Here is a 24,728-nt window from a genome sequence, read left to right as displayed (position 1 = left end):
CTTTACTTAGTAAGCCATTAGCAGCAGATATGATACCCGCCTGCGTTGCCGGATGTTCATGCCACTAAATCCCGCATAAGGAATGGGCAAGGCCTGTTTCTGCCAGGTATTACCATCCAGTTTATAGATAGCAGCAGCCTGCTTCCTATTTTCATAATCGTAACCGAAGTTGGTGGCGCCGGCGTACAATACGCCCTGCGCATCGGTGGCGAATCGTTCAAATTTTTCAAAGGAATTTAATCCGGCGGACTGGAAGGAAACGGAGCGGCTGCTCATATTCAGGGTGTTGACAAGCGCCAAGCCGGTAGCGCCCTGAATATAGACGCTACCAGTAAAGTCATGGCTGATGGGGCTATAAATATCTACATATCCTGCATTGCTATAGTTAATAGTGATAGTAACATCTGTCCAGGTTTTACCGGCATCTGAAGACTGATAAAATTTTCCTCCGCCGAGGTAGGAAATCATCTTGCCGTCGGGGTGGACTAAAAAGCCAACGGTAACGTTGCCGGCGTAATTAAAGCGGTTTTGGGGAATGTCGGTGGCGGTCCAGGTCTTACCGTCATCGGTGCTTTTATACACCTTCGCATTAGAAGAACCTGTGTAAAAATTGCCGTCCATGCCTAATACCACCTTCGGGTAATTGAAGCCGCTGAGTGCAACGGTTTCAGGGCTCCCGGAGCCGGTGTAACGTTTGAGGGTGTTGGAGTGGTCAAAGTAAACAACAACACCGGCGTCGGACACTGCAGCGCCGGCTGCCTGGAATTCCCCAAGCTTTTCCCATTTGGTACCATTACCTGCATAAGTCTGCCGCCTGTTGTTTTCATCGATAACCGTAACGATAAAGGCATTGCCCTTACGATTACACGCAAAGTAGGTAATGATGGCCGCCGATGTCGTGGCCGGGCCTATTTGCGTAAAATTGACCGTAGGTGTATTGCCGGGCGTGTCGCCTTCGTTTGTCTTTTTACCGCAAGATGCCAGTATAATAAAGTATAACAGTAATAGGGTATATCGTTTCATGAAGATAAGTTATCGTGTAAATCGGTTATTGAATCCCTGAAAAGCCTAGACCTTTGCAATCGCTGCAGGTGCTCTGTCCAACCACATCCCGGGTGGTGGTAGTGGTCACCTGGTTATAGATCATTTTATCAGTATGCTCGGAGGTAACGCGGTTAACCGTGGCCATTATACCCGTGTTTTTGCACCGGGCGCAGGCGGTCGAGGAAACGACTTCGATACCCGCGGGTACAAATTCCCATGCGTCTTCTTCTTTTGTGATGCGCTCATAGTTACCCTTCCTGTCTTTCACATATTTAATAACCGACCATTTTTTAGTGGTTTGATTTTGTCCCAGGACCACATAAAGGCCATGATAGTTTTTTATCAGCACGTTAAAGGGAACGGAATTAAGGCGGGGCCTGTTTAGTTTAGCCATATAGGCGGCGGATGGCTGGATGAAATTAGGGTTAACGAGGGATAGTTGACCGTCTCTCAGCGTCCAGGACAGCAGGGCTTCGGGTGGATTGATAAATTCGCTCCAGACGTTGGGCAGCATCATGACCTTACCGGCCGGTTCCGATACCAGCAGTTGATAATTGTACGCGTTGCGGTTGCCCCAGGAGTCGTTCCATAAAACGCCTTTGATGTCCAGCTTCACACTATCGCGTATCGCCAGCTCGCTGCCGGTCCATTCTTCCTTGCACAGGAGGGAGGTTTGAGCATTAAGGGTATAGAAGTAGTTGCCCCATGCGGCGCACCAGTAGCCCAAAGCTCCTTTTAAGGAAAGCGTCTGGTCGTACACCACCTCGCCATTCTCCATATTTACGATCACTTTCCGGATAATATTGTCGGATCCGCTACCGGTTTTACGTTCTTGTCCCATACCGTATTTGCCCGCATAGCAGTAGATCGGTACCGGCGGGGTAAACTTATGGAGTATCCCGTCCGCAGGCCGAAGGGTGGTATAATGCCCCATATTGTTCCACATCAGCAGGTTGTCGTTATCCAGAAAACCCCGGAAGGTTTGATCCAGGAGTCAGCGACGTCAAATTCCTGGCCTCTGGGAAACGTGCGCAGGGTTTGCACAACTTCGCCGGTAGCCGGGTTTACAATACTGAAGGCGCTTGCCGTCATCCTGGGGTAGGCCAGTGCCTTTACTTTTTTAAAATGAAGCCCGGTAGCGGTAAGCAGGTTGCCGTTGGCCATTTTAGCGAGGATGAAGTATTTATCCGGCCACTGCACCTTTTTAGTCATGTCCCTCGCATTCGGGTAATACCGGGACATATATTTCCTGTACCGCGACCAGTTGCCATCTCCTTTAAATCCATCGTAGTTTACGCTGTTGCCGTATACGCTGTTTAAATCGGGCGACAATGCCACGCCGGAATGCGCCAGGCTGATCGTGGACTGTTTTTGCCAGGTATAGTTGTCCAGGTTCAGGAACATGCCCCATTTATCCCGGTTGTCGTCTGTTTCGTAAATACAGAGCGCTTTTCCATCGGGCGATAATCGGTAATAGGGAGTAGTGTTGGTGATAACGAGCCGCCCGCTCTGCGGCTGGGCAGTGAGCGGAAGACAAGAAATAATAGTCAGGGCAAATAGTAGTGCTGCTTTCATCTGTTTCAAAGGTTGGGATATTGATCCGCCTTAAAGTTGCCAAGAATGGGGCTTATGGCATAAAAAGGGGAGTCCAGCCTTGTCCAGTTTGTACTACCTGGAAGGGTAATAGTGTTGATATACAGTAAGTTAGAATTTAGACTGACCCGGTTTTTTTGCTGGTCAGTTCTTCTTTAAATGCCTGCGGTGTGGTGCCGGTCAGTTTCTTAAAAACAGAAAAGAAGGATGCTTTTGAGTTGAATCCGGACATTTGTCCAATAGATTCTATTTTATAATGTTGATGCTCCGGCGAGGCAAACAGCCGCTGGGCTTCCGCTACCCGGTACTGGTTCATCATCTCAAAAAAGTCATTTTCAGTTGTTTATTGATGATGAACGACAGCGAGGCCGGACTGATATCGAGCATGGCTGCCACGTCATGTAATTTCAGGCCGGGCTTGGTAAAGATTTTTTCCTCGTCGAACAGGCGGAGCAACTTGGTTTTCTGCTCTGCGATAAATTCTTCTTTATAAACGGGCTGGCTACCGGCGTTTTCCTGTTCTGCTACAAAACTGTTGACCGGTTCGGCAAGCTGCGTGAAAGCCCGGTAGTCGACCTGGTTGTATATTACATGGTAAGCGGAGCCTTTGTAGATCATGAAGCCATAAATAAGCAGCGCGCAGGCCGGGGCTGCGATCAGATCTGAATAGATATGTGCGCTGCCGGTCAGTATTACAGGCAACGCAAAAGCCAGCAACAGGGATATATTGATGGTGATAATGCAAGCCAATAAAGACTTCTGCCATTTTATGGCGTTTTCAACATGGGGTATTTCCAGTTCTGCGGCGCCTTTTGAATACCGTTTCACATCCCGCCAGGCTGCAACCAGGTACACGCATACGTGTAAAAGCAAGAACAGGTTAATCAGGTTGATATATACACTTTCACCGGACAGCACCTCGTTAAGCAACGCTATTTGTTCTTTTTCGGGTATCGCTATATAATAAACAGCACTGGCGAAAACCAGGAACGCAGGTACGAAATGAGCGATGCTTCGGATAGGCGCTTTTCCCTCTTTCCCTTGCATGAAATGAAGGTAGGTCAGTAACACAGGGCCAAAAGTAAGATTGAACCCAATGCTTACCGGCCCCAGAAACAGGAATTGATGCTGCCTGAAAATAATGAAAGCGATATTGGTAAGAATGGTGGTTGCCGGGTATAACAAGAGCAAGCCCAGGAAAATATTGGCCTTCACATTGTTTCTCCTGAAAAAGAGAACAGCGGCTATACTCAGCAACACCACGGTTGCCAGCAAATTCAATTGCAGGATAAATATATTAGAATGCTCGCCCATGCCAAATCAAAGTTAATAAGACAGGTTGAATTAATAGCAGCTATTTCATGCTAGAACGGCCCCGGCTTGAGGATGGAGGTTGCGTTTGAATGCGTCCCGGGCATGGTGCCACGTTTATCCTTTTCCGGTACTGCTTTATTCGTCCATCTGTCATACCAGTCAGGGGTCAGATCGGCGGGCTGGTCATCGCCGGTTTCCTTTTTCCAGGTTGCCAATATGTTGGCCAGTTGTTGCTGCTGCGACTTGTATTCTTTTTTCCATAAAGATTGACCAGTTGATCTTTATCCCTTGGATAGTCGTACAATTCATATTGCGGCTGGGGGTAATAAAGATCAGGGACTGCAACGGTGTTGCTTTACCGGCCTGGTAATGGTTTTTCAACGCTGTACCGGCGGCTCCGCCCATAATGTCAGTTGCGCCCACATTACTCTGTTCGGGCAGGCCGTTCTCGATATACACGAACTGGTCTGTCCGCACCATCCGCTCATACGCCCGGAAGCTGTGCCAGTTATGTTCGGCAAATACATAGTTCCTGAATTTGGCCGTTGGGGCGGCTAACAGCTTTTTGAAGCTTTTACCCTGTATAGTGGGAGAGCCGGATATTCCTGCAAGCTCCAGGATCGTTGGTGCAATATCTATCACACTTACCAAACTGGAAGAAACTTCGTTGCGCGCCTTTAAACCGGCAGGCCAGTGAATAACGAGCGGTGTTTTAATGCCCTCGTCATACATACGGGTTTTATTCCTGGGGAAAGGCCGGCCATTATCCGCCATTATAATGATTAATGTATTGTCAAGTACCCCCTGCGTCTTCAGTTCATCCACCACTTTGCCAACATAATGGTCAAAACGGCTTACTTCTTCGTAGTAACGGACAAAGTCATTGCGTGTAGTCTTCGTGTCTACCAGGTTAGCAGGCACTTTCACGTCGCGTTCCGAATACTTGATCGGTTTGTGGGCGCTGTCCCAGCCACGATGGGCATCCTGCGCGGCAAACCACATGAAAAACGGCTTGTCTTTAGGGCGTTGCTGTATATAATCGACCCACAACTCTTCACCACCGGGACCACCGCCCTCGGCGTGTGAGCCGCCGACCCTGTCAAACGCATTAAGAAAAACGCCATCGGGTTTCACGCCCGATGATCCCAAATGCCATTTACCCGCCTGTGCCGTGTAATATCCGCCATCTTTCAGCAACTTGGGAAAGGCGATTTGTCCCGCCGGAATAGCACTGTGCAATTCGGCGGCGCCAGTGTTATGCGGGTACCTGCCGGTTAATATACTTACCCTGCTGGGGCTGCAGGAGCTTGTTGTAAGGTAGGCGTTGGTAAACCGGAGGCCATTTTTCGCGAGTTGATCAATCGCTGGTGTTTTGACCACCGGGTGTCCCATGCAGCCGAGGTCATTGTAGGAAACATCATCTGCTATAAATATGATAACATTCGGTTGCTTCGTTTGCGCGTGCAGCTTGCCCGCGGCAGCAAGCAGATAAACCGGCAGGATAGCCATGCAGGTGATGGCCTGCTTCAATAAATACTTCATAACGTGGATTGATCCGCTAAAAATAGTAAAATAAACGAAGGGTAGCGGCCATTTCTTGCTAGCAGGATAATTATTGTAAAATGAGCTTCACCTGTTAATCCGCACCGTTTGTAAAAGAGGTAGGATGTGCAGCCCGGTAAGCGTCGATGCGCTGCTTTACATTTTCTCTTACATTCAGGTAAAAGAGGTTAAGGTCGAACAGGTGCAGGTTGCCTATGGCTTCTGCAAATCTTCCAATGCCTGGCAAGCCTAAACTCAGTTCGTTATACCCCTTTACCCATACTACATGATATTTTTCGTGAACGCGTATACGGATGTCGCTGTTCACCTTCTTTTTCAGGTGTTTGTCGGGCGCACCTTTATAAGCAGATTTATCCGACCATTCGTTGCCTGGCAGCCAGGTAAGAGGGTTTATACATAGCGCCCCTTCCGCCGTGGCCTTATCACTTTTACTGATAAACTTGTTTTCGTACGTGCGCCACGTTAACACACAGCCCGTTTGGGTAGGCGAGGTGCCGGGCGGAATATGTTTGAAGTCATTTTCACCTACCCGCCAGCCCACAAGGTAGGCGCATACCAATTGCTTTTGCAGCGGCCTGCCGTCGAAAAATTCCTGCAGTAAGCGGATGCCGTGCATGGCTCCCCGGCTGTGCGCGGCAATAATGATGGGCCGTCCATGGTTGTAGTGTTTCAGGTAATATTGAAAAGCAGCCTTAAGATCGCTGTAAGCCGTGTCAAACGCGCTGGCCGCCGCCTGGTCCTGCTGGAAAAAAGCTTTCAGGTGGGCCTGGCGGTAATAGGGCGCAAATACCCGGGTATGCGCGTTAAAAATGGTTGCCTGTAATTTGATGATCTGCCGTTCGGTCAGTTCGTTCAGCTCCGGGTCGTCAATATCGGCGATCAGCGGCGCCTTGCGAAAATGTTGCACAAAGCTGGTAGGGTGGAGGAAGAATACGTCCACCGCCGTATCACGGACTTCTCCTTTCAGGAACTGTGGTACGCTGTCAGACGCATCCACCCTCCAGGGATGGGCAGCCCAGTAATTCAGGTTGTTATAATCGGGCGTACGTTGCGCCTGGACAAGTTGAGCGAGCAATAAAAGGAAAGCCGTCAGGTACTTCATGAAGTCAGCTGTTTATGGATATTTACGTGGCAATTATCGTGCAGGGATTACCGGTAATGCTGGGAAAAGTAGTGAAATACCGCTATTTTAGGCTGGAGATGAACATTCTAATCAGGTACCCGGCAGAAAAGGCACTCCAGGCATTGGGGGTATATTATATATTTACCACGCAAAAAGCCGGGGAGCGCTTCCAGTATCAAACGTTTCCGGCTACGAATCTTTGTTTGTCCATTTATAGGGAAAATGAGGTGCTGAAGAAGGTTTCGCAGACGCAAAACAATTGTGTGGTGAAACCCGGCGGCAAAGTGCAAAGCAGGTTATGGGGATTTCATAAGCAGTCGTTCGATGTGGTGGTTGAAGGACAAATGGACCAGGTGTGCATCATCTTTCAGGCTGGCGGACTCCGGAAGTTCACCCGCATTCCCTACGCGGAGCTGATGGACGAAGGCGATGTGCTGGACGCCATGTTCGGGCAGAAAGGGAACATCCTGGTGGAACAGCTTTATGCTACAGGTGCAGTAGCCGGCCGCCAGCTATTGCTGGACCAATTTCTCCCGGATGCTCTTTCTGAAAACAACCGTCAGCAACATCTCGATCATTTCCTGGTACAGCTTCAGCATCATAGTTCGCATTCCCGGGTTGTTGCGATGGCGGCGGCCGGCAACAAAGATGGGTCAACGCTTTACCGGCAGTTTAAACAGTATGTTGGCCAATCTCCCAAAGAATACCTGAAGGTCGTAAGGTTCAGGAAAGCCCTGCAGGCGCTTCAGCAGAAAAAATATGCCAGTCTCACCGACCTTGCGTATGATTTGGGCTACTACGATCAATCGCACTTCATCCGGGATTTTTCCCTCTTCTCCAATTACAGCCCGGGGCTGATCCACAAGATAATCGCCGTTGTACAGGAGAAGCTTATTCTCATTCCCGCCGGTAAAAATGCATGATTTTTACAATTCCTGGTATGGCGGTTCATTTACTTTTGGCGTGGATATTAAACATCACCGCCATGAAGTTGCTCAGCAAGCTGCTGCTCACCACATTTTTCTCTCTGTTTGTTATTAATACGTTTGCCGCCAGCGCTCCGCGCGAACGGTTTAAAGTATTCAGGTTCGAATACGGAGGCGTTGCCTTCAGTGTAGATCCGCGTATTGAATTGTACCAGGCCGTCGTGCTGGCTTCCGGTATGCAGGTGACCAACTATGTAGATATTGATTACAAGGTCAGGGTAGATCAACAGATGGCGAAGTATAAAACCCATCCGCTGTTTGATTTCACTGCGCGGCATCTGAAAAGAAACAATATTTTTAAATACATCGATGCGCCCATCACGTTTTTATTACATCTTGATAATAATTTTGAATGGAGAACGGATGTTAATTATGAACTGCGGAACGATCCTAAAATAGATTCTTTCCGGTTATGCCTGAAGCGGTTTGCGGAGGAAACGGACTACATCCGTTTTTTCAATAGTAATGAAACGTTCTATAGTTTGAGTCTGCGCAACCTGCAGTTTAATCTCGACGATTTTAACGAAAAGCAACGGGTACTCAATTATTACGGCGTTAAACAAAGTGAACGCAACGAATTCAATCTTATACTGAACTTTTTAGGCTGGGGCAACTTCGGCCCGCGACTGATCACCAACAAGGGGCGTGAGATGTACGCTGTTATAGCGCCGCAAAAGAGTTACATCCGCATCCCTACTTTTGACCAGACCCGGTTGTTTGATCTCGTATGGCATGAGTTCGGGCATTCCTTTGCCAACCCGGCGGTTGATAAAAAGCCGTATGCAGACCAGCTGAACGCACTATCACACCTGCATGAGCCGGTAAGGGAATTCATGCGCCAAAAGGCTTATCACGAATGGATGTCGGTAGTAAGGGAGCATTTAACCGAAGCAGTGGCCTGCAGATTGGCAGCACAGAAGTTTGGGGAAGACTTCGCCGCGCAAAACATCATCCGCGTAAAAAAGGGGCAGAACTGGACGTACCTGTACCCGCTGCTCGATGCACTGAAGGAATATGAAGCCAATCGTGCCAGGTATCCTACGCTGGAAAGTTTTATGCCGCGGATCGTGGAAACGTTTCAGAAGATAACACAGGCGGATATTGATAAATGGATCGCCGCTGCGGCCGACACCCGCAAGCCGGATGTTGCAAAGATGCCCCAGATTCATGAGGTGTTCAATAAAGACAGCGTATTGATCATTCTTGCCGCACAGGAAGCGGATACGGCTGGCGACAGGCGGTTCAAGGAATTTATTCATGGATTTATAAAGCAGGTTCCCGGTCTCGCCAAGGGAAAAATCATTACAGACGGGGAAGTACGCAACTACGATCTGGGTAAATATAATCTGTTCGTAGCGGGCACGCCTGCCGGTAATGCAATTGTACGAAAAGTAATGACGGCGCTGCCGATCCAGCTGAACGAAAACGGCATCATCGGCGAAAAGAAGTACGATGGTAAAGGCTATCTATTGATGGCAGGATGGGTGAACCCAGACAATCCGCAAAAGATAATGACCATCATAACAGGTCTGCACCCCGACGACATGCTGAACTTTAATCACACGCCATTCGGAGGATCGAACTATCATATCATGAAAAATATGATCACTTATAAGATGGGAGAGTTTAAAAAGAGTGGCGGGGTCTGGGTTTGTGAATAACTGCAAGGGCCGGCCGTTGTGAGAGGCCGGCCCTCGTGGTTGTTAAGGAACTACGGTCTTCAATAGCTGTTTCTTCGCATCTTCCGGCATCCACCACCGGTTTACGGTGTTTTCCGCACCTTCCAGCACTACTTTGTAGAACGCTGACGGCATGTCCGTCACGTCCAGTACCGCATGTTCCTGTCCAACAGGTACTTCGGTCAATAGTTTATAATCATCTTGCTGCCCTTCTTTGAAAAGATTGGTCGGTGTTACCCAGATTTTTACATTGCCCTTCGTGTCCATCGCTTTCCAGGTAATATCAAGTTTATGCTGGAAGTAGTTAACCGTGGGTTGCGCCACAGATACTTTGCCGATGAGCGAAATGCCATCATTCTCCCTGCGGATATCCTGCGGCAGCTGTACGTTCAGGAATTTCGCCACGGTAGGCAGAATGTCTACCACACCCGGGTAATAATATTGCGCATAATTGTTCAGCTGTGGCTCGTTGGTAACGATCCAGCCCGAACGCTGACGCATAGACTGGCCACCATGTCCCTTGCCGCTTTTTTCGTCGCGGCCGTGATCGGTGGTGACAATTAGTATCCAGTCTTCTTTGAATTGCTTTTCGCGATATTGCACGGCTTTCCAGATACGGCTTACTTTCTCGTCCATCTTACGAATAGCGCTGTGAAACTGTTCGCTGTCGCCATATTTATGTCCCATGTCATCGGTGTATTCGAGGTATACCCACGACAGGTCCGGTGCATCCTTGCGGATGCTGTTTGCCGCATCTGTGGCTACCTGGTTGTCGATCCGCTCCATATAATCACTTTGCTTATCGTGCGGGAACTTCGCGGTGTCCAGTTCATAACCATCGAACTTGATATCGAGGTAAGCATCCTGCACGAGTTTGGTGCGGTTATCTGTCCAGCTACTGTAAATGGCCGTTTTTTTCTGCGGGTACTGCGCTTTGAACAGGCGGAAAATATTCGGGTAGTTGTAATTGGGCGCAGTAATGGAGTTGCCGCCAACATTGTGTTTATTATACCAAACGCCGGTGATCACACTGTTGTAACCAACAGCCGAAATGGTAGGTGTTTGTGCATAATCGTCTTTTTCGCCGCCAACGTGGGCGCGGATGTATTTTCCTTCTTTAGCGATTTCCGCGAGCGCCGGTGTTTTCAGTTCTTCGATTACATCTGCGGAAATGCCATCTACGATAATGAAGACAGCTTTCTTTTGCTGGGCATACGTGTTGGCGCCGGCCAGGAGCATGAAAGCGAGGATATATTTTTTCATGTGGTCGTGTTTAGAATGAATGTGACAGGTATTCGTTTTCTACCGTGCCATCTTCATAGAGTTTTATAATAGCAAAGCCGGGAGGTGTTTCCAGGTAATAACCCGGCCCCGCAGATTCTTTATCACCCTTGCCCCACCAGAAGCCGCTCATAGCACCATTACAGCAGTACCATACGCCGTTATACATGACTTTATCGTACAGGTGGTTGTGGCCGGCCAGCATTACCTTTACTTTATCTTTATGTTGATAGAAAAGGTCTTTCAGCTTTTTGTTGTCGGAGTGGTTGCCGCCAACCAGTACCGGCGTGGCGCCGAATACCGGGAAATGCGACATCAGCAGCACCGGTGTATTGGGCTTTAAGCCGGCCAGTTCTTTTTCCAGCCACTGGTATTGTTCGTCATCCAGCGTGGTTTTGCTATTGTTGCCATCCGTGATGATAAAATGCCAGCCGCTTTTGGCAAAGCTGTAGTAACGGTGAGGAATTTTCAATCGTTTCACCACGTAATCTTTGCCGTACATCGCATCGCTTTTGTCCGGCGCAGCCCACCACATGTCGTGGTTGCCCAGGCAACTGTGCAGTTCGTATCCTTTCAATACGCTGATGCAATCGTCCCAGGCCGCCCATTGCGCGGTCACTTTATCCCTTGACACGTTGTCGTAAGAGGCATCCATGATAGCGTCGCCGCCATTTAGGATGAAATCTGGTTTCCGGTCTTTTACGGCTTCAAGGCACTGACGGAAACGGGCTTTCACCGCTTCTTCCGCCGGTAAGTGTACATCGGTGATATGTGCTATGGTAAGTACGGGCTTGCGTGGAGCATTGGCGGCGGCTACTTTGCCCGCACCACCCATGGCGGATGCCGCCAGCAGCAGGCTGCCAGACTTAAGTAGTTTCCTTCTATCCATATTTGAAGAATTTAAGAAGCACGGAGGACGATCATCCTCCGTGCGAATATGAATTATTCCCAGCCAAAGATTTGCGGGGCAAGACGTGGGTTCATCAGTACTTCACTGAACGGTACCGGGCGGTAATAGTGCTTCGGTTCCTGGAAGGTGCGGGGGCGTACTTCGGTTACGATCGTGCCGCCGGCATTGCCGTTTTTCAGGTATACGGTTACGTCGTCGCCGAAGGCGCCTGCTTTGTAATAAACCAGCTTCACGCCCAGGGAATTGCTTTCCTGCTGTGCAGCGGCGGGAATGGAAGTATTTTTATCTATCAAGATGATATCTTCCACGCCATCGCCGGTAAGGTCATATTTGCCAAGGCCCGGGAAGTACATGCCTTCCGGAATAACTTCCAATGATTTGCCCGCGCCCCAGCGCATGAGGTCATCGTAACGAAGACCTTCCATGGCAAATTCTACCCTTCTTTCGCGGCGGATTTCCGTGGATAACGCCTTTGTTAGCGCCCGTTACGTTGGGATGTTTAGCGGCCATTACCGGGTCAACGTTGGCGTTGGCAGTAGCGAGGTTAAGGTTAGGCATGCTTACGCGGTCTCTCAGCAGTTTGATGGATTTATCGATATCTGACTGGGTAAGACTGCCGGCTTCTGCCTTCGCTTCGGCGAAAGTCAATAATACTTCTGCAAATCGATAGGCCGCGAAATCCGCGCCGTTGGTGATTTTAGCATCCGTGCTGTTGATATAACCCTTCAACTGGTGGTAACCGGTGAAGTTTTTGTTCAAACGCATGATGTAAGGCGTAGATGATCCTGCCATTACAAAACCTGGTGTCATAAAAGACGCATAGATGCGCGGATCACGGTCTTTGAATTCCTGTACCACCTGCATGGTCTGGTAATTCGGCTGCGCGGTGAAGCGACTACCGTCTTTCATCAGGTAGGCTTGCACCAGCTCGCGAGAGGGAGACTGCTCGTAGTTGATGATATTACTGTTGTTGTTGCCGCTGCGGCCCAGGTCCTGGTCGTATACGTTCAGCAACATTACTTCCGGATTGCCGGCCAGGCTTGCGCTGTTAAAAAGTGCAGCGTAGTCGCCGGAGAGTTTGTGCGGACTATTCGTCATAACATCTTCTGCTGCTTTCCATGATTTATCCAGTAAAGCGGCGGCGGTAGCGCCCAGGTCGAGCTCCGGATGGTAGCGGCGGTATGTACCTTCATACAGTGCTACTTTTGCCAGTACGAGTTTCATCACCCATTTGCCCGGTGTGCCGGCGGGAACGGACGTACGTACATGCGCGGCTGCAAATTCGAGATCGGCAATAACGCTGTCCATCACCAATGCACGCGGATCGCGGGCTTTGTACAATTGCGCGGAGTCGCTTGGATTGATCGTACCTGCATACCACGGCACGTTGGAAAAGCGCTTTACTTTATCAAAATAAAAAAGTGCGCGGTAGTAACGGGCGAGACCGGCATAGTGGTCTTTCACTTCCTGTGTTACTTTGGCCTTGTTGTAGTTGTCCGGGAAGTAGTTGATGTTACGTAAACGGTCCCAGCTCCAGCCGCCGGTCAGCGTTTGGGAGGTAGCGGTACCGGTCATGATGGTCTTCACTTCCATCGCGCCGGTGGTGGCTTTGTCGTCGGTGTCCTGGTCAGACAGGTAGCTGCCGCGTTCGCGCATCGTTAAAAGGCCGAGCGTGTATAGTTTCAGGTCTTCTTCAGATTGGAAGAAAAGATCTGGTGGTACGGTGGTTTGCGGGTAAAGATCCGGGAAACCTTTCTGACAGGAGACTGCCGTTACGATAACCGTAAGGGCGAGCAATATGTTGCGCAGGAATAACTTTTTCAATTGTCTGATTTTTGATCTTAGAAATCAAGGTTTAAACCGAAGGCATATTTACGGGAGAACGGATATGCCCATCCATAGCCATCTTCAATTGCTTCCGGATCAAAGTATTTTTTGATGGAAGAGAATTCATACAGGTTTTCACCGGTAGCAAACAGGCGCAGGCGGCTCACCTTGAAACGTTTGGTCAACTGGTTGGGAAGGGTGTAACCGATGGTTACGTTCTTCACACGCAGGTAAGCGCCGTTCAGCAGGTATTTGCTTTGCGGAATGTCCAGGCCGGAACCGTAGTTCGCGTCCGCCAGCCATGACTGCAGCACGGGGAAGTACGAGTTGGTGTTCGCATCTGCCAGTCCGGCATTGATATACGCCTGTGAATGACGCTCACGGTCAGCACCGGTTTCCGAAGTGCCACGGTAGAAGTCGAGGTTCCAGGGGTAAATGCCGGCGTATGGCTGCTGGTAAGGCCCCCAGAACAGGTAGTGACGGGGGTAGAAGTCGCGCTTCGCAACACCCTGCATGAAGATCGAGAGGTCAATGTTATTCCAGCTACCATCCAGGTTAATGCCATAACGGTAACGCGAACTGTTGTTACCGATTACGCGGTAATCACCCGGATCTTTAACCGTCCCATTTCCTTTCGTAATCTTTTTATCCCCGTTCTGGTCCACGTATTTAGGCCATCCCGGAACGATGTCCAGCGCACCCCAGGGAATAAGCGCCGTTTCGTCCAGGGCATCAATTTCTTCCTTGTTTTTAAAATAGCCATCATTTACGAGTCCCCATATTTCGCCGGTGTATTGTCCAACACGGTAATCGTTGAGCAGGCCCAGGGCATTCTTGTCGTACTTGGTGATCTTCGTACGGGAATCGGAAAGAATGAATTTAGCGCCGAAGTGAAGTGGTTTGCCTGCAACATTGAGCTCGTCGCGGTAGTTTACAGACAGTTCCCAGCCTTTGGTGCTCAGGTTGGCGGCGTTTGTCGGAGGAGGTGCCACGCCCAGGACTGCTGGCAATTTCATGGCGTCGGTCAGCATGCCGATGGTACGGCGGTCATACACATCAACACCGATCAGTACACGATCTTTCAGCAAACCGAAATCACCACCGAGGTTAAAAGTTCTGATCTTTTCCCAGGTATAAGTATCGGGGTCTACCGGCAGCAGGGGTGAGCGGGTGATGATAGAAGGCTTCTGGCCATCGATAATATAACCGCTGTTGCCCACGGGTAGGCTGAGTACCGCGCGGAAGTTATCCGTTACCTGGTTGCCGAGTGAACCGTACGATACACGGAACTTAAGCGTCGAAAGCACACGGGTGATATCCTGCATGAACGGTTCTTCCGTGGCAATCCATGCGCCGGACACGGAAGGGAAAAAGCCCCTGCGTTTTTTGGCGAGAAAGCGGGAAGTTTCGTCTATACGACCGTTGCCTTCAATGATATATTTGTTCTTGTAGGAATAGTTTAAACGGCCAAATACACCACGGAGGGAGTATGCCGAATAAGAGGCGCCAACGGTGGGTGTGCCGGTAGTCAGGCCGAGGTAGGGGAGGGAAGAGGATATCAGTACCGTACGGGCTGCATCTTCATAAGACCATTCATATTTTTCCTGGTTGTAACCCGCCAGCAATCTGAACTCATGGTCGTTAAAACGTTTGGTATAGTTAGCGTACAGGTCATATACATCCTGTTTTAAAATACCATTTCTAACAGATACCAACCCGTTGCCACCTTCTTCACGGATGTCGTTAGGGCCGTAACCTATCTGGTATTTGCGGTTGTCGGTGTTGTATTTCCACATCTCTCTTTTAAAAGATGCATTGGCGGTCACCTGCAGATCGTTGTCGAGGAAACTCGCAACACCGCGTATTACGTCCTGGAAACCGAAGCGTGTTTGCACATCGCGGCCGCCATTGACCAGTTGCGCGCCCAATCTGCCTGCAGCGGTGTTAGCCCATGTGCCGTCCGGGTTAATGGCCACCTGCGTAGGCATCAGGTAGTAAATGTCGGTGATCTTGTAAGCAGGAGCGTCCGTTTGCGTCTGGTAGATGTTAAGGTTGTTATCGACTTTCAGCCATGAGGTCGGAGAGAAATTCATTCTGCCGCGCAAACCATAACGGTTCCACTCATCTTTCGCCAGGCGGTTCAACCCATTTTCTTTAGTGTAGTCGCCGGACAAAAGGTAGCCGAACGGGCGGCCTTTACCGCTTTCGCCGCTGCCACTTAAAGCAATGCTATGGCTGGCCGACATACTGGATTTATTGAAGAAGAAATCGTTCCAGTTGTTGCTGCCCATGTAAATCCACTTGTTAGGATCATTCGGGTCGATACGGGTATCTTCTACTGCAGGATTGTCGGAACGCTCTTTAGCCCACTGGTACTGGTAGTCCGAATAGTTTACATAATCCCAGGGCGTATTGTCGGTTGCTGTTTCCAGTACGCGGGAAAAAATGTAAGGGTCAGTTACCTGGTCGGGCAGTACTGTTGGTCTTGACCAAGCGAAATAGTTATTATAGCTGATTTTCTGACGGTTGCCGGAAGCGCCCGATTTGGTGGTGATAAGGATTACCCCGAACGCGGCGCGTGCACCGTAGATTGCTGCGGATGCGGCGTCGCGCAGTACCGTAACCGTATTTACATCGTTGGCGTTAATGCGGAAGAAATCTTCCGTAATAGACGGAATTCCGTCGATAATGATCAGCGGTGTTGTAACAGCGCTGGCATTGGACACGATAGATCCCACACCACGAATGTTAATGGTCGGTGTAGAACCCGGGCGGCCACCGGAATAGTTGATGTTCAAACCAGGGCTGGCGCCTTGCAGACCCTGGAAGATGTTGGCGATCGGGCGTTCGGCCAGCTGTTTGCCCGCAATCTGGTCTACCGCACCGGTAGTGGAGATTTTACGTTGAACGCCATAACCTACCACAACCACTTCTTCCATGGAGTTGGAGTTGGGTTGCAGCACAATATTCATCATGCTGGCGCTTACTGCTACTTCCTGCGATGCAAAACCGATATAAGACAAAACAAGCATGCCTTCTTCGGGCACACTTAATTCAAACTCGCCTTTCTCATTGGTTAAAACACCGATCGTGCTGTTTTTAAGCCTCACACTCACCATCTGCAACGGTTCGCCGGCAGGGTTTACGATACGGCCTTTTACGGTGATGTCTTTTCTCACGGTAGCGGCTGGCGCAATAACGATCAGGTTGTTCGGCATCAGGCGGAAACTGAGATTAGTATTGGCCAGCATATTGGTCAATACTTCACTGATGGTCACGTCTTTCGCATCGATGCTCACTTTATGCCACATGGGAAGGTTGTCGTCGTTGTACACGAAACGATAACCGGTTTGGTCTTCGATCTGTGTAAAGGCTTTTTCTAAATTGGCTTTGGTCAACTTAACCGAAATGGTATGCTGCGAATAGGCAGAAGCGCTTGCCTGCATACATACCGCAAAAAAGAACATTGCGTAGAGCTTCATAAAAATTAACAGTTTTTTGAGGCTTCGCCCTGGTGGAAGCCAACTCACCACTGTAGTTTTTTTCATACCTTTGATTTGTTGGTTAATAGATTAAGTGACTGTTTACGCATAGCAATGTCATTAGCCGATTTCTTTGACGGGAAATGGTACGAACATTTCCCGTTTTTTTCGGCATCACTGCTTTGTTATATGTTATTGAATTGTTTCTCCGATAGTTACTCGATCCAGTAAATATTGTCTTTGTCTTTCGTGAAATGAAATCCTCCGCTACTGATCTCCGTGTATTGCAATGCTTCGGTCAGACTCTCCTTCTCGAACACTGCTGAAAATGAAAGGTTCTTTTTACGTTCGTTTTTGAAGCGTATCTCCACGCCGTACCAATGTTCCATGCGTTGTACTACTTCACTGAGTGGCAGTCTTTTAAAAGCCAGTTTATTATCTTTCCAGGCCGTTTCGGCCATGATGTTATCACGTACAGGTGTAAGCGTGCCTATTTTAATTGGCGGTGTTTTGGCAGTTTCAGTCGCCGTGGTTGCCGGCAGGGTAAATGGAACGGATAATTTCTCGTTAGGTTGCAGGCGCACCACTTTTTCATCTATGACTACTTCCACAGAACCGGTTACCAGTGAAGTCGTGGCCATTTCTTCGACGGGATAAAACCGGATGTTAAACGAAGTGCCCAGCACCCGTATCGCGCAGGCGGTCGTTTTTACAAGGAAAGGATGCTCGGCATCTTTCGCCACTTCGAAATAGGCTTCTCCCTCAATACTACTTCCCGGTTGCTGCCATGGAACTGCTCAGGGTAATCCAGTTTACTGCCGGCATTCAGCCATACGCTGGTGCCATCGGGTAGTTTAATATATGTGCGGGAACCTGTTTTAGTCACCAGTTGCTGTAAAGCCGGCTGACCAGGTTTGCTGTCCGCTTGCCTTGAAAGCCACATCCTGCCGCCAATAAATAACAGGATGGCCGCCGCTGCCACGCTGCCAAGGCGGAGCGCCATGCGGAATATTTTGTTGGTGCGGGGCGTGGGCACCTCCTCCACCTGTACTTCCAGCAGGCGTTGTTTATTTCGTTGCAGGGCTGCTTCTACATCGGCAGCTGCGAAATCTTTTTGCTTGTCCTTCCACGATTGCAGCAGTACTTCTTTGGCGTAAGAAACGTCCGGGTATTGCTGCAGCAGGCGCTCCAGCTCCTTTTCCTCTTCGGGGAGCAGTTCGTTTGCCATTTTGCGGCCAAGCAGGTACCAGATCCGATCATGCGTCATATTATAAGGACAATGTTGAGGGGAGAAATACCCTAAAGGATTGAAAATTTTTTTTTCAGGGAGATGGGATTAGCTGAAAAGGAAGGCCTGCGCCAGTTCCTGTGGCATATTCAGCCGGATGGCGGCCGCCACTTTTTTAACCGCGATGGCCAGTTGTGCGTCTACTGTCTTAGGGGAAATTTCCAGCAGCTCCGCTACATCCTTGTACCGGAGGCCATCTTGCTTCACCAGCCGGAAAATGAGCTGGCAACGGTCGGGCAGACTGCGGATAGCCGCTTCTATCTTTTGAACGATTTCCGCGGAAATGATAGTGTGCTCGGCATCGGGGCTGATGGTGAGTGCATCTGTATCAAGCATGTCGAGGCTGGCGTGGCGATGCCGCTTTTGCTGCTGCAGGGTATTCAGCGAGCGGTTTTTGGTGCTGATATAAATATAGACAACGGGGTTTTCAACATTGGTCAGCTCCTGCCGCTTTTGCCAGATCATGATAAAAACATCCGATACAATTTCCTCGGCCAGGTGAAACGACCCGACGATGGCGGCCGAAAAGTGAACAAGCCTGCTGTACATCAGCCGGTACAACGCATCATAGGCTGCCATGTCCCCCTCAGCGCAGACGCTGCGGAAATGAAGCCTGATCAGTTCGTTGTTTATCATACTACAAAAGTAGGGAATAACTGAAGAGGATGTTTATTAAGGCAATGTTATATTGTGCGGTGGTGTGAAGAAGGCTTTAAAAAAGCGCCGCTCATTACAAGCGGCGCCCTGTTAGTGCTATTCTTTTATAAATTTCCGTTGCTCTCGTGTTCCTCCGCCTTCGACCGTAAGTATATATACCCCGGTCTTCAGTATGCTTACATCCGCCTGGTACACCACGTTCTTCACATCGTTCGCTACTTTGTGCAACCTGCCGGTCATATCTGCGATGCCAACCCGGTAGTTCGCTGCAGGCAGTGCGCTCAGATCAACATACAGTCTGCTGGTTACCGGGTTAGGGTACAGGTTGATGGCTTTGGGTATAACGAATGGTTTATAAGCCTGCTCATTGCCAATACGGAGAAGACCGCCACTTTCCGGCGGCAATACCATCCATATCCAGCGGTTGTCGGAGCTGTCCGTACCCGCGAGACTGAACACGCTATCTACTGTTACGTAGTCATGCCCTGCGCCCGCCTGGAACGTAAGCCGCTTATCGCCGCTGAGAGCATTGTACAGCGATGTGGAAGCTGCGGGAGGGTTACCGCTTACATCGTCCGCGCCATGCCATACCCAGTTACGGAGACCTGCACTTGCTGCTGCCAGCGGGGTGTAGTTGCCTAACCATGGAGTGGCCACGCTGATCGTCGTAGAGTAAATACTGCGGTACGGGCTGTTGTGCGACTGGTCATTCCAAATGAAGCCCCACATGCGGCCAACCGCCGCTTATACCGGCGATGTGGAATTTACTGTGATCGCTGGTATCCATACCCACCATGTTGGCGAAGTAATGATTGACATCGGCGGCATAATTAGGCAGCCAGTAGCCGCTGTTATACGGGATGCCAAATACTTCCCATGAGATGGTATCGCCGGCAGGTGTAATCGTACTGCCGTCCCAGTTGATGCCAAGATCGTTCAGCATTTTCTGCGGCGATTCTGTTTGATAGTTGGTGCTGTCGGTAGCCGCATCGCCCATAAATACGACGAGTACGTGGCGTTCGCCGCAAACTCCGGAGCGGAAGTAACCGTGGTCGCGGCTATTAAAGCGCCAGTTTACCTGTGTGCCGGGAATGTAACCCGCCGGACCGCCACCATAATCGCAAACAGTTGTTACGGGTGTATCGCGGGTTACCATCCATAACCAGCGATTGCTGCTGATATCAGCGCCTTTCAGCGACAGGCAGCTGTCCCACACATATTGATTGTGATATCCCGGTATGCCGGTAATTTGTTTGTCGCCCCGCAGGGTATCATATAACTGTGTGGATTTCGATGGTGCCATGTAAGTGTCGTTCGTGCCATACCATACCCAATGACGCCGTCCGTAGCTGTAAGCATTTGCCAGGTAACCGTCGTAGAATTGGGCAGACATGCTGATCGTTGTAGAGAAGATGTTCGCATAACCGCCGGTAGAAAGGAAGCCCCAGATCTTATCGGCGCCTTCTCCCTGGCCTGCAAGATGGAATCGCCAGGTTTCGGACGTGTCGACCGGCGCAATATGCTCCAGGAAGTAACTAACATCACTGAAGCTGGCGGTAGTTGGCATTGTCAGGAGTTCCCATACAACAGTGTCGCCCGGCGCCCGCACGGTACGGCCGTCCCAGTTGATACCCGCATCTTCAAAAGTTTCTGCGGCGCTTCTACTTTGTAATTGTTGAAGCCCGTGATGCTGTCGCCCGTAAACGCTACGAGGATATGCCGCTCGCCGTTACCGGCCGCTTTAAAGTAGGCGTGTTCTGTACCGTTGAAGTACCACATGGCCAGCGTGCCGGGCACATAGTTTTTCGGACCGCAGGTAGCGCAGGGATTGGGACTGATATCAGCCGGCCCGGGATTCACCATCCATAGCCAGCGGTTCGTTAAGGTATCTGTACCCGCAATCGAGAAGCAGCTGTCCCAGGTTTGTTGTGTAACCCCGGAGCCCGCTTGTGCAGTGATTCGTTTGGTCCCCTGCAGGTAACTGTGCAGTGTTACGGCCCACTGTGCCACGTTGGGGCCAAGTGGATTAGGGTCCGTGCCATACCAGCTCCAGTGCCGCTTACCAGGACTCGCAAGGGTTACCGGCGTATAGGTGTTCTGGTAAAATTGCAGCGCAGACTGGTTAATCGTTGTGGACACAATTTTGCCGTATGCACTGGCCTGAAGAACGTTCCACATGCGCCAGTTGCCGCCGAGAACGGCCGTTGCGTGAAAGCGCCAGTGCTCCGACGTGTCAATCGGGGCAATGTTGGTAAAGAAGCCGAACAGGTCTACCACCAGGGGAAAAGTAGCCGACGTGGGTGAGCCGGGTGTGGGATCGGGAATTGTAAGAATTTCCCATACGATCGTATCACCCGGTGCGCGTACCGTGCGCCCATCCCAGCCATTGGTCAATAGTCTTTGCGCGGGATCTGCCGCCGTCAAATTAGAACAGCCGGATTGGTAGTCGGCCGCAAACGACAGCAGGATGTGCCGCTCGCCGCTACCGGCCGCTTTGAAATAGGCATACTCGCGCCCGTTGATGGTCCAGCAGGTTTGCGTGCCCGGCACATAGCCGGAAGGCTGGGCAAACGAAGCAATACACAACAACAGTAACATGCCAAAAAGTAGTGATCTTTTCATGGGGGAATAAGGGTTAAGGGTTAAAAAATCTTGCTTAGCGGAAATTGGGTTTCCAGTGTAAAGAAAGTAAATCACCACACGGTGGCAATAACACGAAATAGGCAGCACACTGCCATCGCAGGTCAGTGTGCCGCGTAGATAATGCACATGATCCGCCGGAAATACATGTTAATATCATTGGAGCATTAGCTAAAATCTACTCATGCCAGCCCATGGATTCTTGCTAGTTTAGTGAATTGTCAAAAAATGAACTATCTGAGTAATATGAAAGTGTACAAAGTCCTCCTGCTGCTCGTGGCTGTTTTGATTAACGGTATTTCTCCCGTGCAGGCGCAAAGCGGAGACCAGATATTGGATGGCATCGGAGAAACGGGTATGATCGCACGGTATGTATTTAACGGCGATACGAAAGACTGGTCCAGGAACAACCTGCATGCAAAAGGCGCCGATGTTAAATTTGTAAATGATAACCGGTTTGGAAAGGTGCTGTCGCTCTCCGGCGAAAGCAATGCTTTTCTGACCCTGCCGGCCGAAACGTTATCTGATCTCGAATCGCTGAGCATTTCGGGATGGATTTACCTGCGTGCTCCTCAGCAGGGACAGCGGTTCTTCGATTTCGGAAAGGATGCTTCGCGCCACTTCTTTGCAGCGCCCACAGGCGCCGGTGGCCAACAGGGATACCTCGCATCGCTGACCGCTAAAAAGGAGGATAAAAACGCAGCGGTAGCCCCGGCTATCGAATTAAATAAATGGGTACACCTGGTGATTGTGATAGATGTGCCTTCAAAGGCTATTATCACTTATGCGGACAGCAAACCGGTAGGACAAGTGAAGGAAATGCCGCTTGAGTTATCAGCTTTATTTGAACAGCAGCCGGGGAGAAAAATCTCCTGTACATCGGTAAGTCGCTACAGGCGGGCGATCCCAATCTTAATGCGTTGTTGTACGATTTTCGTATTTACCGTGTGCCGCTCAGCAGCAGACAGGTAGCCGGTATCTATAACAATGCCGGCAAACGTGTGAACGAAGGCGCGGTAAACACCACGGCAAAAAAGGAAGATGATCTCCCACATTTTTCTCCGCCGAGGCGCAGTTGTACAATCGTTATTTAACAGCGGTGCCCGATGTAAAAGTGGAAACAGCAGTAGGGGACCTGCCCCGACTGCCGGCCCACGTGCCCGGTACTTATAAAGATGGCCGGAAGGGCCCGATGGTAAGGGTGTTATGGCCTTTGCCCACGGATAACAGCGCGGTGCTTGAGCCGGGAAGCTATACAGTTACCGGACGCGTTGCCGGCACCAGTTTCCAGCCAAAGGCCATTGTAACAGTAAAAGCAGCCGTCAAATCCGCTCCACCGGTGTTAAAGCTGGCGGCTTTTGATCTGAACCGGGTAACGCTGAAAACAGACGTACACGGTCACAATACGCAATTCATTGCCAATCGTGATAAATTCATTAACACACTCGCAGCAACAGATCCCAACTCTTTCCTCTATATGTTCCGTCACGCTTTCGGGCAAAAACAGCCCGATGGAGCAAAGCCTTTAGGTGTTTGGGACAGCCAGGATACGAAGTTGAGAGGACATGCGACCGGGCATTATCTTACGGCCATTGCGCAGGCGTATGCCAGTACGGGTTACGACAAAGCCCTGCAGGCAAAGTTTGCCGAAAAGATGGATTACATGGTGAATACCCTGTACGACCTGTCGCAGTTGTCCGGTAAAGCAAAAGAGCCAGGTGGCAGCTATGTGGCCGATCCGTTAGCCGTGCCTTATGGTCCCGGTAAATCTACGTATGATTCTGACCTGAGCGATGCGGGCATCCGCAACGATTATTGGAACTGGGGTAAAGGTTTTATCAGCGCATATCCTCCCGACCAGTTTATCATGCTGGAAAAGGGTGCTAAATATGGTGGACAGAAAACCCAGATATGGGCGCCGTATTATACCCTGCATAAAATTCTCGCAGGATTGATGGACGTATATGAAGTAAGCGGTAACAAAAAGCCCTGCAAACCGCCACCGGTATGGGCGACTGGGTATATGCCCGCCTCAGCAAAGTACCGGCCGACACGCTCATTAAAATGTGGAACACTTACATTGCCGGCGAGTTTGGTGGTATGAACGAAGCAATGGCGCGCCTCTACAGGATTACAGGTAATCCGGACTATTTGAAAACCGCACAGTTGTTTGATAACGTCCGCGTGTTTTTTGGCGACACCAAACACTCACATGGTTTGGCTAAAAACGTAGATATCTTCCGCGGCCTGCACGCCAACCAGCACATCCCGCAGATTGTGGGCAGTATTGAAACCTACCGCGTATCCCACAATCCGGAATATTATAAAATCGCCGATAACTTTTGGTACAAAGCGGTGAACGACTACATGTACAGCATCGGCGGTGTGGCGGGCGCCCGTAATCCCGCGAATGCGGAGTGTTTTATCAGTCAGCCCGCGAGCCTCTATGAAAACGGGTTTTCTGAAGGCGGACAGAATGAAACCTGCGCTACTTATAACATGCTGAAGTTAACCAGCGACCTGTTTATGTTCGATCAGCGTGCGGAGCTCATGGATTACTATGAGCGCGCATTGTACAATCATATACTGGCTTCTGTAGCGGAAAACAGTCCTGGTAATACTTATCATGTGCCTTTACGCCCCGGTTCGATGAAACAGTTTGGCAACCCGGACATGACGGGCTTTACCTGCTGCAACGGCACCGCGATCGAAAGCAGCACTAAACTGCAGAACTCCATCTACTTTAAAAGCAAAGATGACAAAGCACTGTATGTAAACCTGTACATCCCTTCCACACTGCAATGGACGGAGCGTAAAATAACCGTGGAGCAAAGCACTGACTTCCCGAATGAAGACCAGACCCGCCTGACGATAAAAGGCAATGGTAAGTTTGACATCAATGTACGGGTACCTGGTTGGGCGACCAAAGGATTTTTGTGAAGATTAATGGTAAAGAACAGAAGGTGCAGGCCACGCCCGGCAGCTACCTGAAAATAAACCGCAGCTGGAAAGATGGTGATGTGATAGAGCTGAAGATGCCGTTCCAGTTCCACCTGGATCCTGTGATGGACCAGCAGAACATTGCGAGCCTGTTTTATGGCCCTATTCTGCTCGCGGCGCAGGAGCCGGGAGCCAGGAAGGATTGGCGGAAAATAACGCTGGATGCGGACGATATCAGCAAATCCATCAAAGGAGACCCGCAGCAGCTGGAATTTAAGATCGATGACGTGTTGTTTAAGCCATTTTATAAGACATACGGACGTCATTCGGTGTACCTGGACGTAAAGTTGCAGTAAGATGTTAATGGATGGAAGAGGGGCGTTACTTTGCGAAGTAACGGC

Annotated in this window: 24 protein-coding genes; 6 read left to right on the top strand and 18 right to left on the bottom strand. The window is 50.0% G+C overall.

Annotated elements, in window-relative coordinates:
• Positions 1-6: 6 nt before the first annotated feature.
• The 7 genes from MKQ70_RS16430 to MKQ70_RS16400 form a co-directional block, all read right to left on the bottom strand.
• Positions 7-1,023 (bottom strand): hypothetical protein, encoded by a 1,017-nt coding sequence (locus MKQ70_RS16430; protein WP_248072553.1) that lies wholly within the window; start codon positions 1,021-1,023, stop codon positions 7-9.
• Positions 1,024-1,048: 25 nt separating this feature from the next.
• Positions 1,049-1,990 carry a hypothetical protein gene (locus MKQ70_RS16425; RefSeq protein WP_248072551.1) on the bottom strand — a complete coding sequence of 314 codons (942 nt, stop codon included), beginning with the start codon at positions 1,988-1,990 and terminating at the stop codon, positions 1,049-1,051.
• Complete coding sequence (locus MKQ70_RS16420) at positions 1,990-2,628, bottom strand: hypothetical protein (protein ID WP_248072550.1); 639 nt, start codon at positions 2,626-2,628, stop codon at positions 1,990-1,992. The genes MKQ70_RS16425 and MKQ70_RS16420 overlap by 1 nt, the downstream gene beginning before the upstream one ends.
• Before the next feature lie 127 nt (positions 2,629-2,755).
• Complete coding sequence (locus MKQ70_RS16415) at positions 2,756-2,956, bottom strand: helix-turn-helix domain-containing protein (protein ID WP_248072549.1); 201 nt, start codon at positions 2,954-2,956, stop codon at positions 2,756-2,758.
• A complete protein-coding gene (locus MKQ70_RS16410; RefSeq protein WP_248072548.1) occupies positions 2,953-3,951 on the bottom strand; it encodes a hypothetical protein in 999 nt (332 codons plus the stop codon). The genes MKQ70_RS16415 and MKQ70_RS16410 overlap by 4 nt, the downstream gene beginning before the upstream one ends.
• Before the next feature lie 183 nt (positions 3,952-4,134).
• The gene (locus tag MKQ70_RS16405) at positions 4,135-5,493 is read right to left on the bottom strand and encodes a sulfatase family protein (RefSeq protein ID WP_248072547.1); all 1,359 of its coding nucleotides are present in this window, start codon (positions 5,491-5,493) and stop codon (positions 4,135-4,137) included.
• Between the two features lie 94 nt (positions 5,494-5,587).
• Positions 5,588-6,616: a DUF3089 domain-containing protein gene (locus MKQ70_RS16400; protein ID WP_248072546.1), complete on the bottom strand. Its 1,029-nt coding sequence runs from the start codon at positions 6,614-6,616 to the stop codon at positions 5,588-5,590.
• A gap of 14 nt (positions 6,617-6,630) precedes the next feature.
• Between MKQ70_RS16400 and MKQ70_RS16395 the strand changes: the two genes are divergently transcribed.
• A complete protein-coding gene (locus tag MKQ70_RS16395; protein WP_248072545.1) occupies positions 6,631-7,560 on the top strand; it encodes a helix-turn-helix domain-containing protein in 930 nt (309 codons plus the stop codon).
• 62 nt (positions 7,561-7,622) lie between these two features.
• Positions 7,623-9,284, top strand: a complete 1,662-nt coding sequence (locus MKQ70_RS16390) for a DUF4932 domain-containing protein (RefSeq protein ID WP_248072544.1) — start codon at positions 7,623-7,625, stop codon at positions 9,282-9,284.
• Positions 9,285-9,326: 42 nt separating this feature from the next.
• Here MKQ70_RS16390 and MKQ70_RS16385 read toward each other — a convergent pair whose 3' ends face one another.
• The 11 genes from MKQ70_RS16385 to MKQ70_RS16340 form a co-directional block, all read right to left on the bottom strand.
• Positions 9,327-10,565: an alkaline phosphatase family protein gene (locus tag MKQ70_RS16385; RefSeq protein ID WP_248072542.1), complete on the bottom strand. Its 1,239-nt coding sequence runs from the start codon at positions 10,563-10,565 to the stop codon at positions 9,327-9,329.
• 10 nt (positions 10,566-10,575) lie between these two features.
• Positions 10,576-11,472: a metallophosphoesterase family protein gene (locus MKQ70_RS16380; protein ID WP_248072540.1), complete on the bottom strand. Its 897-nt coding sequence runs from the start codon at positions 11,470-11,472 to the stop codon at positions 10,576-10,578.
• 53 nt (positions 11,473-11,525) lie between these two features.
• A complete protein-coding gene (locus MKQ70_RS38640; protein WP_282456563.1) occupies positions 11,526-11,918 on the bottom strand; it encodes a RagB/SusD family nutrient uptake outer membrane protein in 393 nt (130 codons plus the stop codon).
• Positions 11,896-13,317: a RagB/SusD family nutrient uptake outer membrane protein gene (locus MKQ70_RS38635; protein ID WP_282456562.1), complete on the bottom strand. Its 1,422-nt coding sequence runs from the start codon at positions 13,315-13,317 to the stop codon at positions 11,896-11,898. Before MKQ70_RS38635 ends, MKQ70_RS38640 begins: the two co-directional genes overlap by 23 nt.
• Before the next feature lie 17 nt (positions 13,318-13,334).
• On the bottom strand, positions 13,335-16,802 hold the full coding sequence (locus tag MKQ70_RS16370) for a SusC/RagA family TonB-linked outer membrane protein (RefSeq protein WP_248072539.1): 3,468 nt from the start codon (positions 16,800-16,802) through the stop codon (positions 13,335-13,337).
• A gap of 215 nt (positions 16,803-17,017) precedes the next feature.
• A complete protein-coding gene (locus MKQ70_RS41305) occupies positions 17,018-17,545 on the bottom strand; it encodes a FecR family protein (RefSeq protein ID WP_308199049.1) in 528 nt (175 codons plus the stop codon).
• Positions 17,512-18,069, bottom strand: coding sequence for a FecR family protein (locus MKQ70_RS41300; RefSeq protein WP_308199048.1), 558 nt, complete (start codon positions 18,067-18,069; stop codon positions 17,512-17,514). Before MKQ70_RS41300 ends, MKQ70_RS41305 begins: the two co-directional genes overlap by 34 nt.
• A gap of 69 nt (positions 18,070-18,138) precedes the next feature.
• Positions 18,139-18,726, bottom strand: a complete 588-nt coding sequence (locus MKQ70_RS16355; RefSeq protein WP_248072537.1) for an RNA polymerase sigma-70 factor — start codon at positions 18,724-18,726, stop codon at positions 18,139-18,141.
• Positions 18,727-18,843: 117 nt separating this feature from the next.
• Entirely contained in the window at positions 18,844-19,476 is a 633-nt protein-coding gene (locus MKQ70_RS16350) for a T9SS type A sorting domain-containing protein (RefSeq protein WP_248072535.1), read from the bottom strand.
• Complete coding sequence (locus MKQ70_RS16345; RefSeq protein WP_248072533.1) at positions 19,454-20,314, bottom strand: hypothetical protein; 861 nt, start codon at positions 20,312-20,314, stop codon at positions 19,454-19,456. Before MKQ70_RS16345 ends, MKQ70_RS16350 begins: the two co-directional genes overlap by 23 nt.
• Before the next feature lie 2 nt (positions 20,315-20,316).
• Positions 20,317-21,369 carry a hypothetical protein gene (locus tag MKQ70_RS16340; protein ID WP_248072531.1) on the bottom strand — a complete coding sequence of 351 codons (1,053 nt, stop codon included), beginning with the start codon at positions 21,367-21,369 and terminating at the stop codon, positions 20,317-20,319.
• A 246-nt stretch (positions 21,370-21,615) separates the two neighbouring features.
• Between MKQ70_RS16340 and MKQ70_RS16335 the strand changes: the two genes are divergently transcribed.
• From MKQ70_RS16335 to MKQ70_RS16320, 4 genes are all read left to right on the top strand, one after another.
• Positions 21,616-22,359: a LamG-like jellyroll fold domain-containing protein gene (locus MKQ70_RS16335; RefSeq protein ID WP_248072529.1), complete on the top strand. Its 744-nt coding sequence runs from the start codon at positions 21,616-21,618 to the stop codon at positions 22,357-22,359.
• 127 nt (positions 22,360-22,486) lie between these two features.
• Positions 22,487-23,491 (top strand): beta-L-arabinofuranosidase domain-containing protein, encoded by a 1,005-nt coding sequence (locus MKQ70_RS16330; protein ID WP_248072527.1) that lies wholly within the window; start codon positions 22,487-22,489, stop codon positions 23,489-23,491.
• Positions 23,395-24,327, top strand: coding sequence for a beta-L-arabinofuranosidase domain-containing protein (locus MKQ70_RS16325; RefSeq protein ID WP_248072526.1), 933 nt, complete (start codon positions 23,395-23,397; stop codon positions 24,325-24,327). Before MKQ70_RS16330 ends, MKQ70_RS16325 begins: the two co-directional genes overlap by 97 nt.
• The gene (locus MKQ70_RS16320) at positions 24,324-24,683 is read left to right on the top strand and encodes a beta-L-arabinofuranosidase domain-containing protein (protein ID WP_248072525.1); all 360 of its coding nucleotides are present in this window, start codon (positions 24,324-24,326) and stop codon (positions 24,681-24,683) included. Before MKQ70_RS16325 ends, MKQ70_RS16320 begins: the two co-directional genes overlap by 4 nt.
• Positions 24,684-24,728 lie beyond the last annotated feature (45 nt).

The sequence above is a fragment of the Chitinophaga sedimenti genome (genome assembly GCF_023156195.1).
GTDB lineage: Bacteria > Bacteroidota > Bacteroidia > Chitinophagales > Chitinophagaceae > Chitinophaga > Chitinophaga sedimenti.
This window is presented reverse-complemented; position numbering and strand designations above follow the sequence as displayed.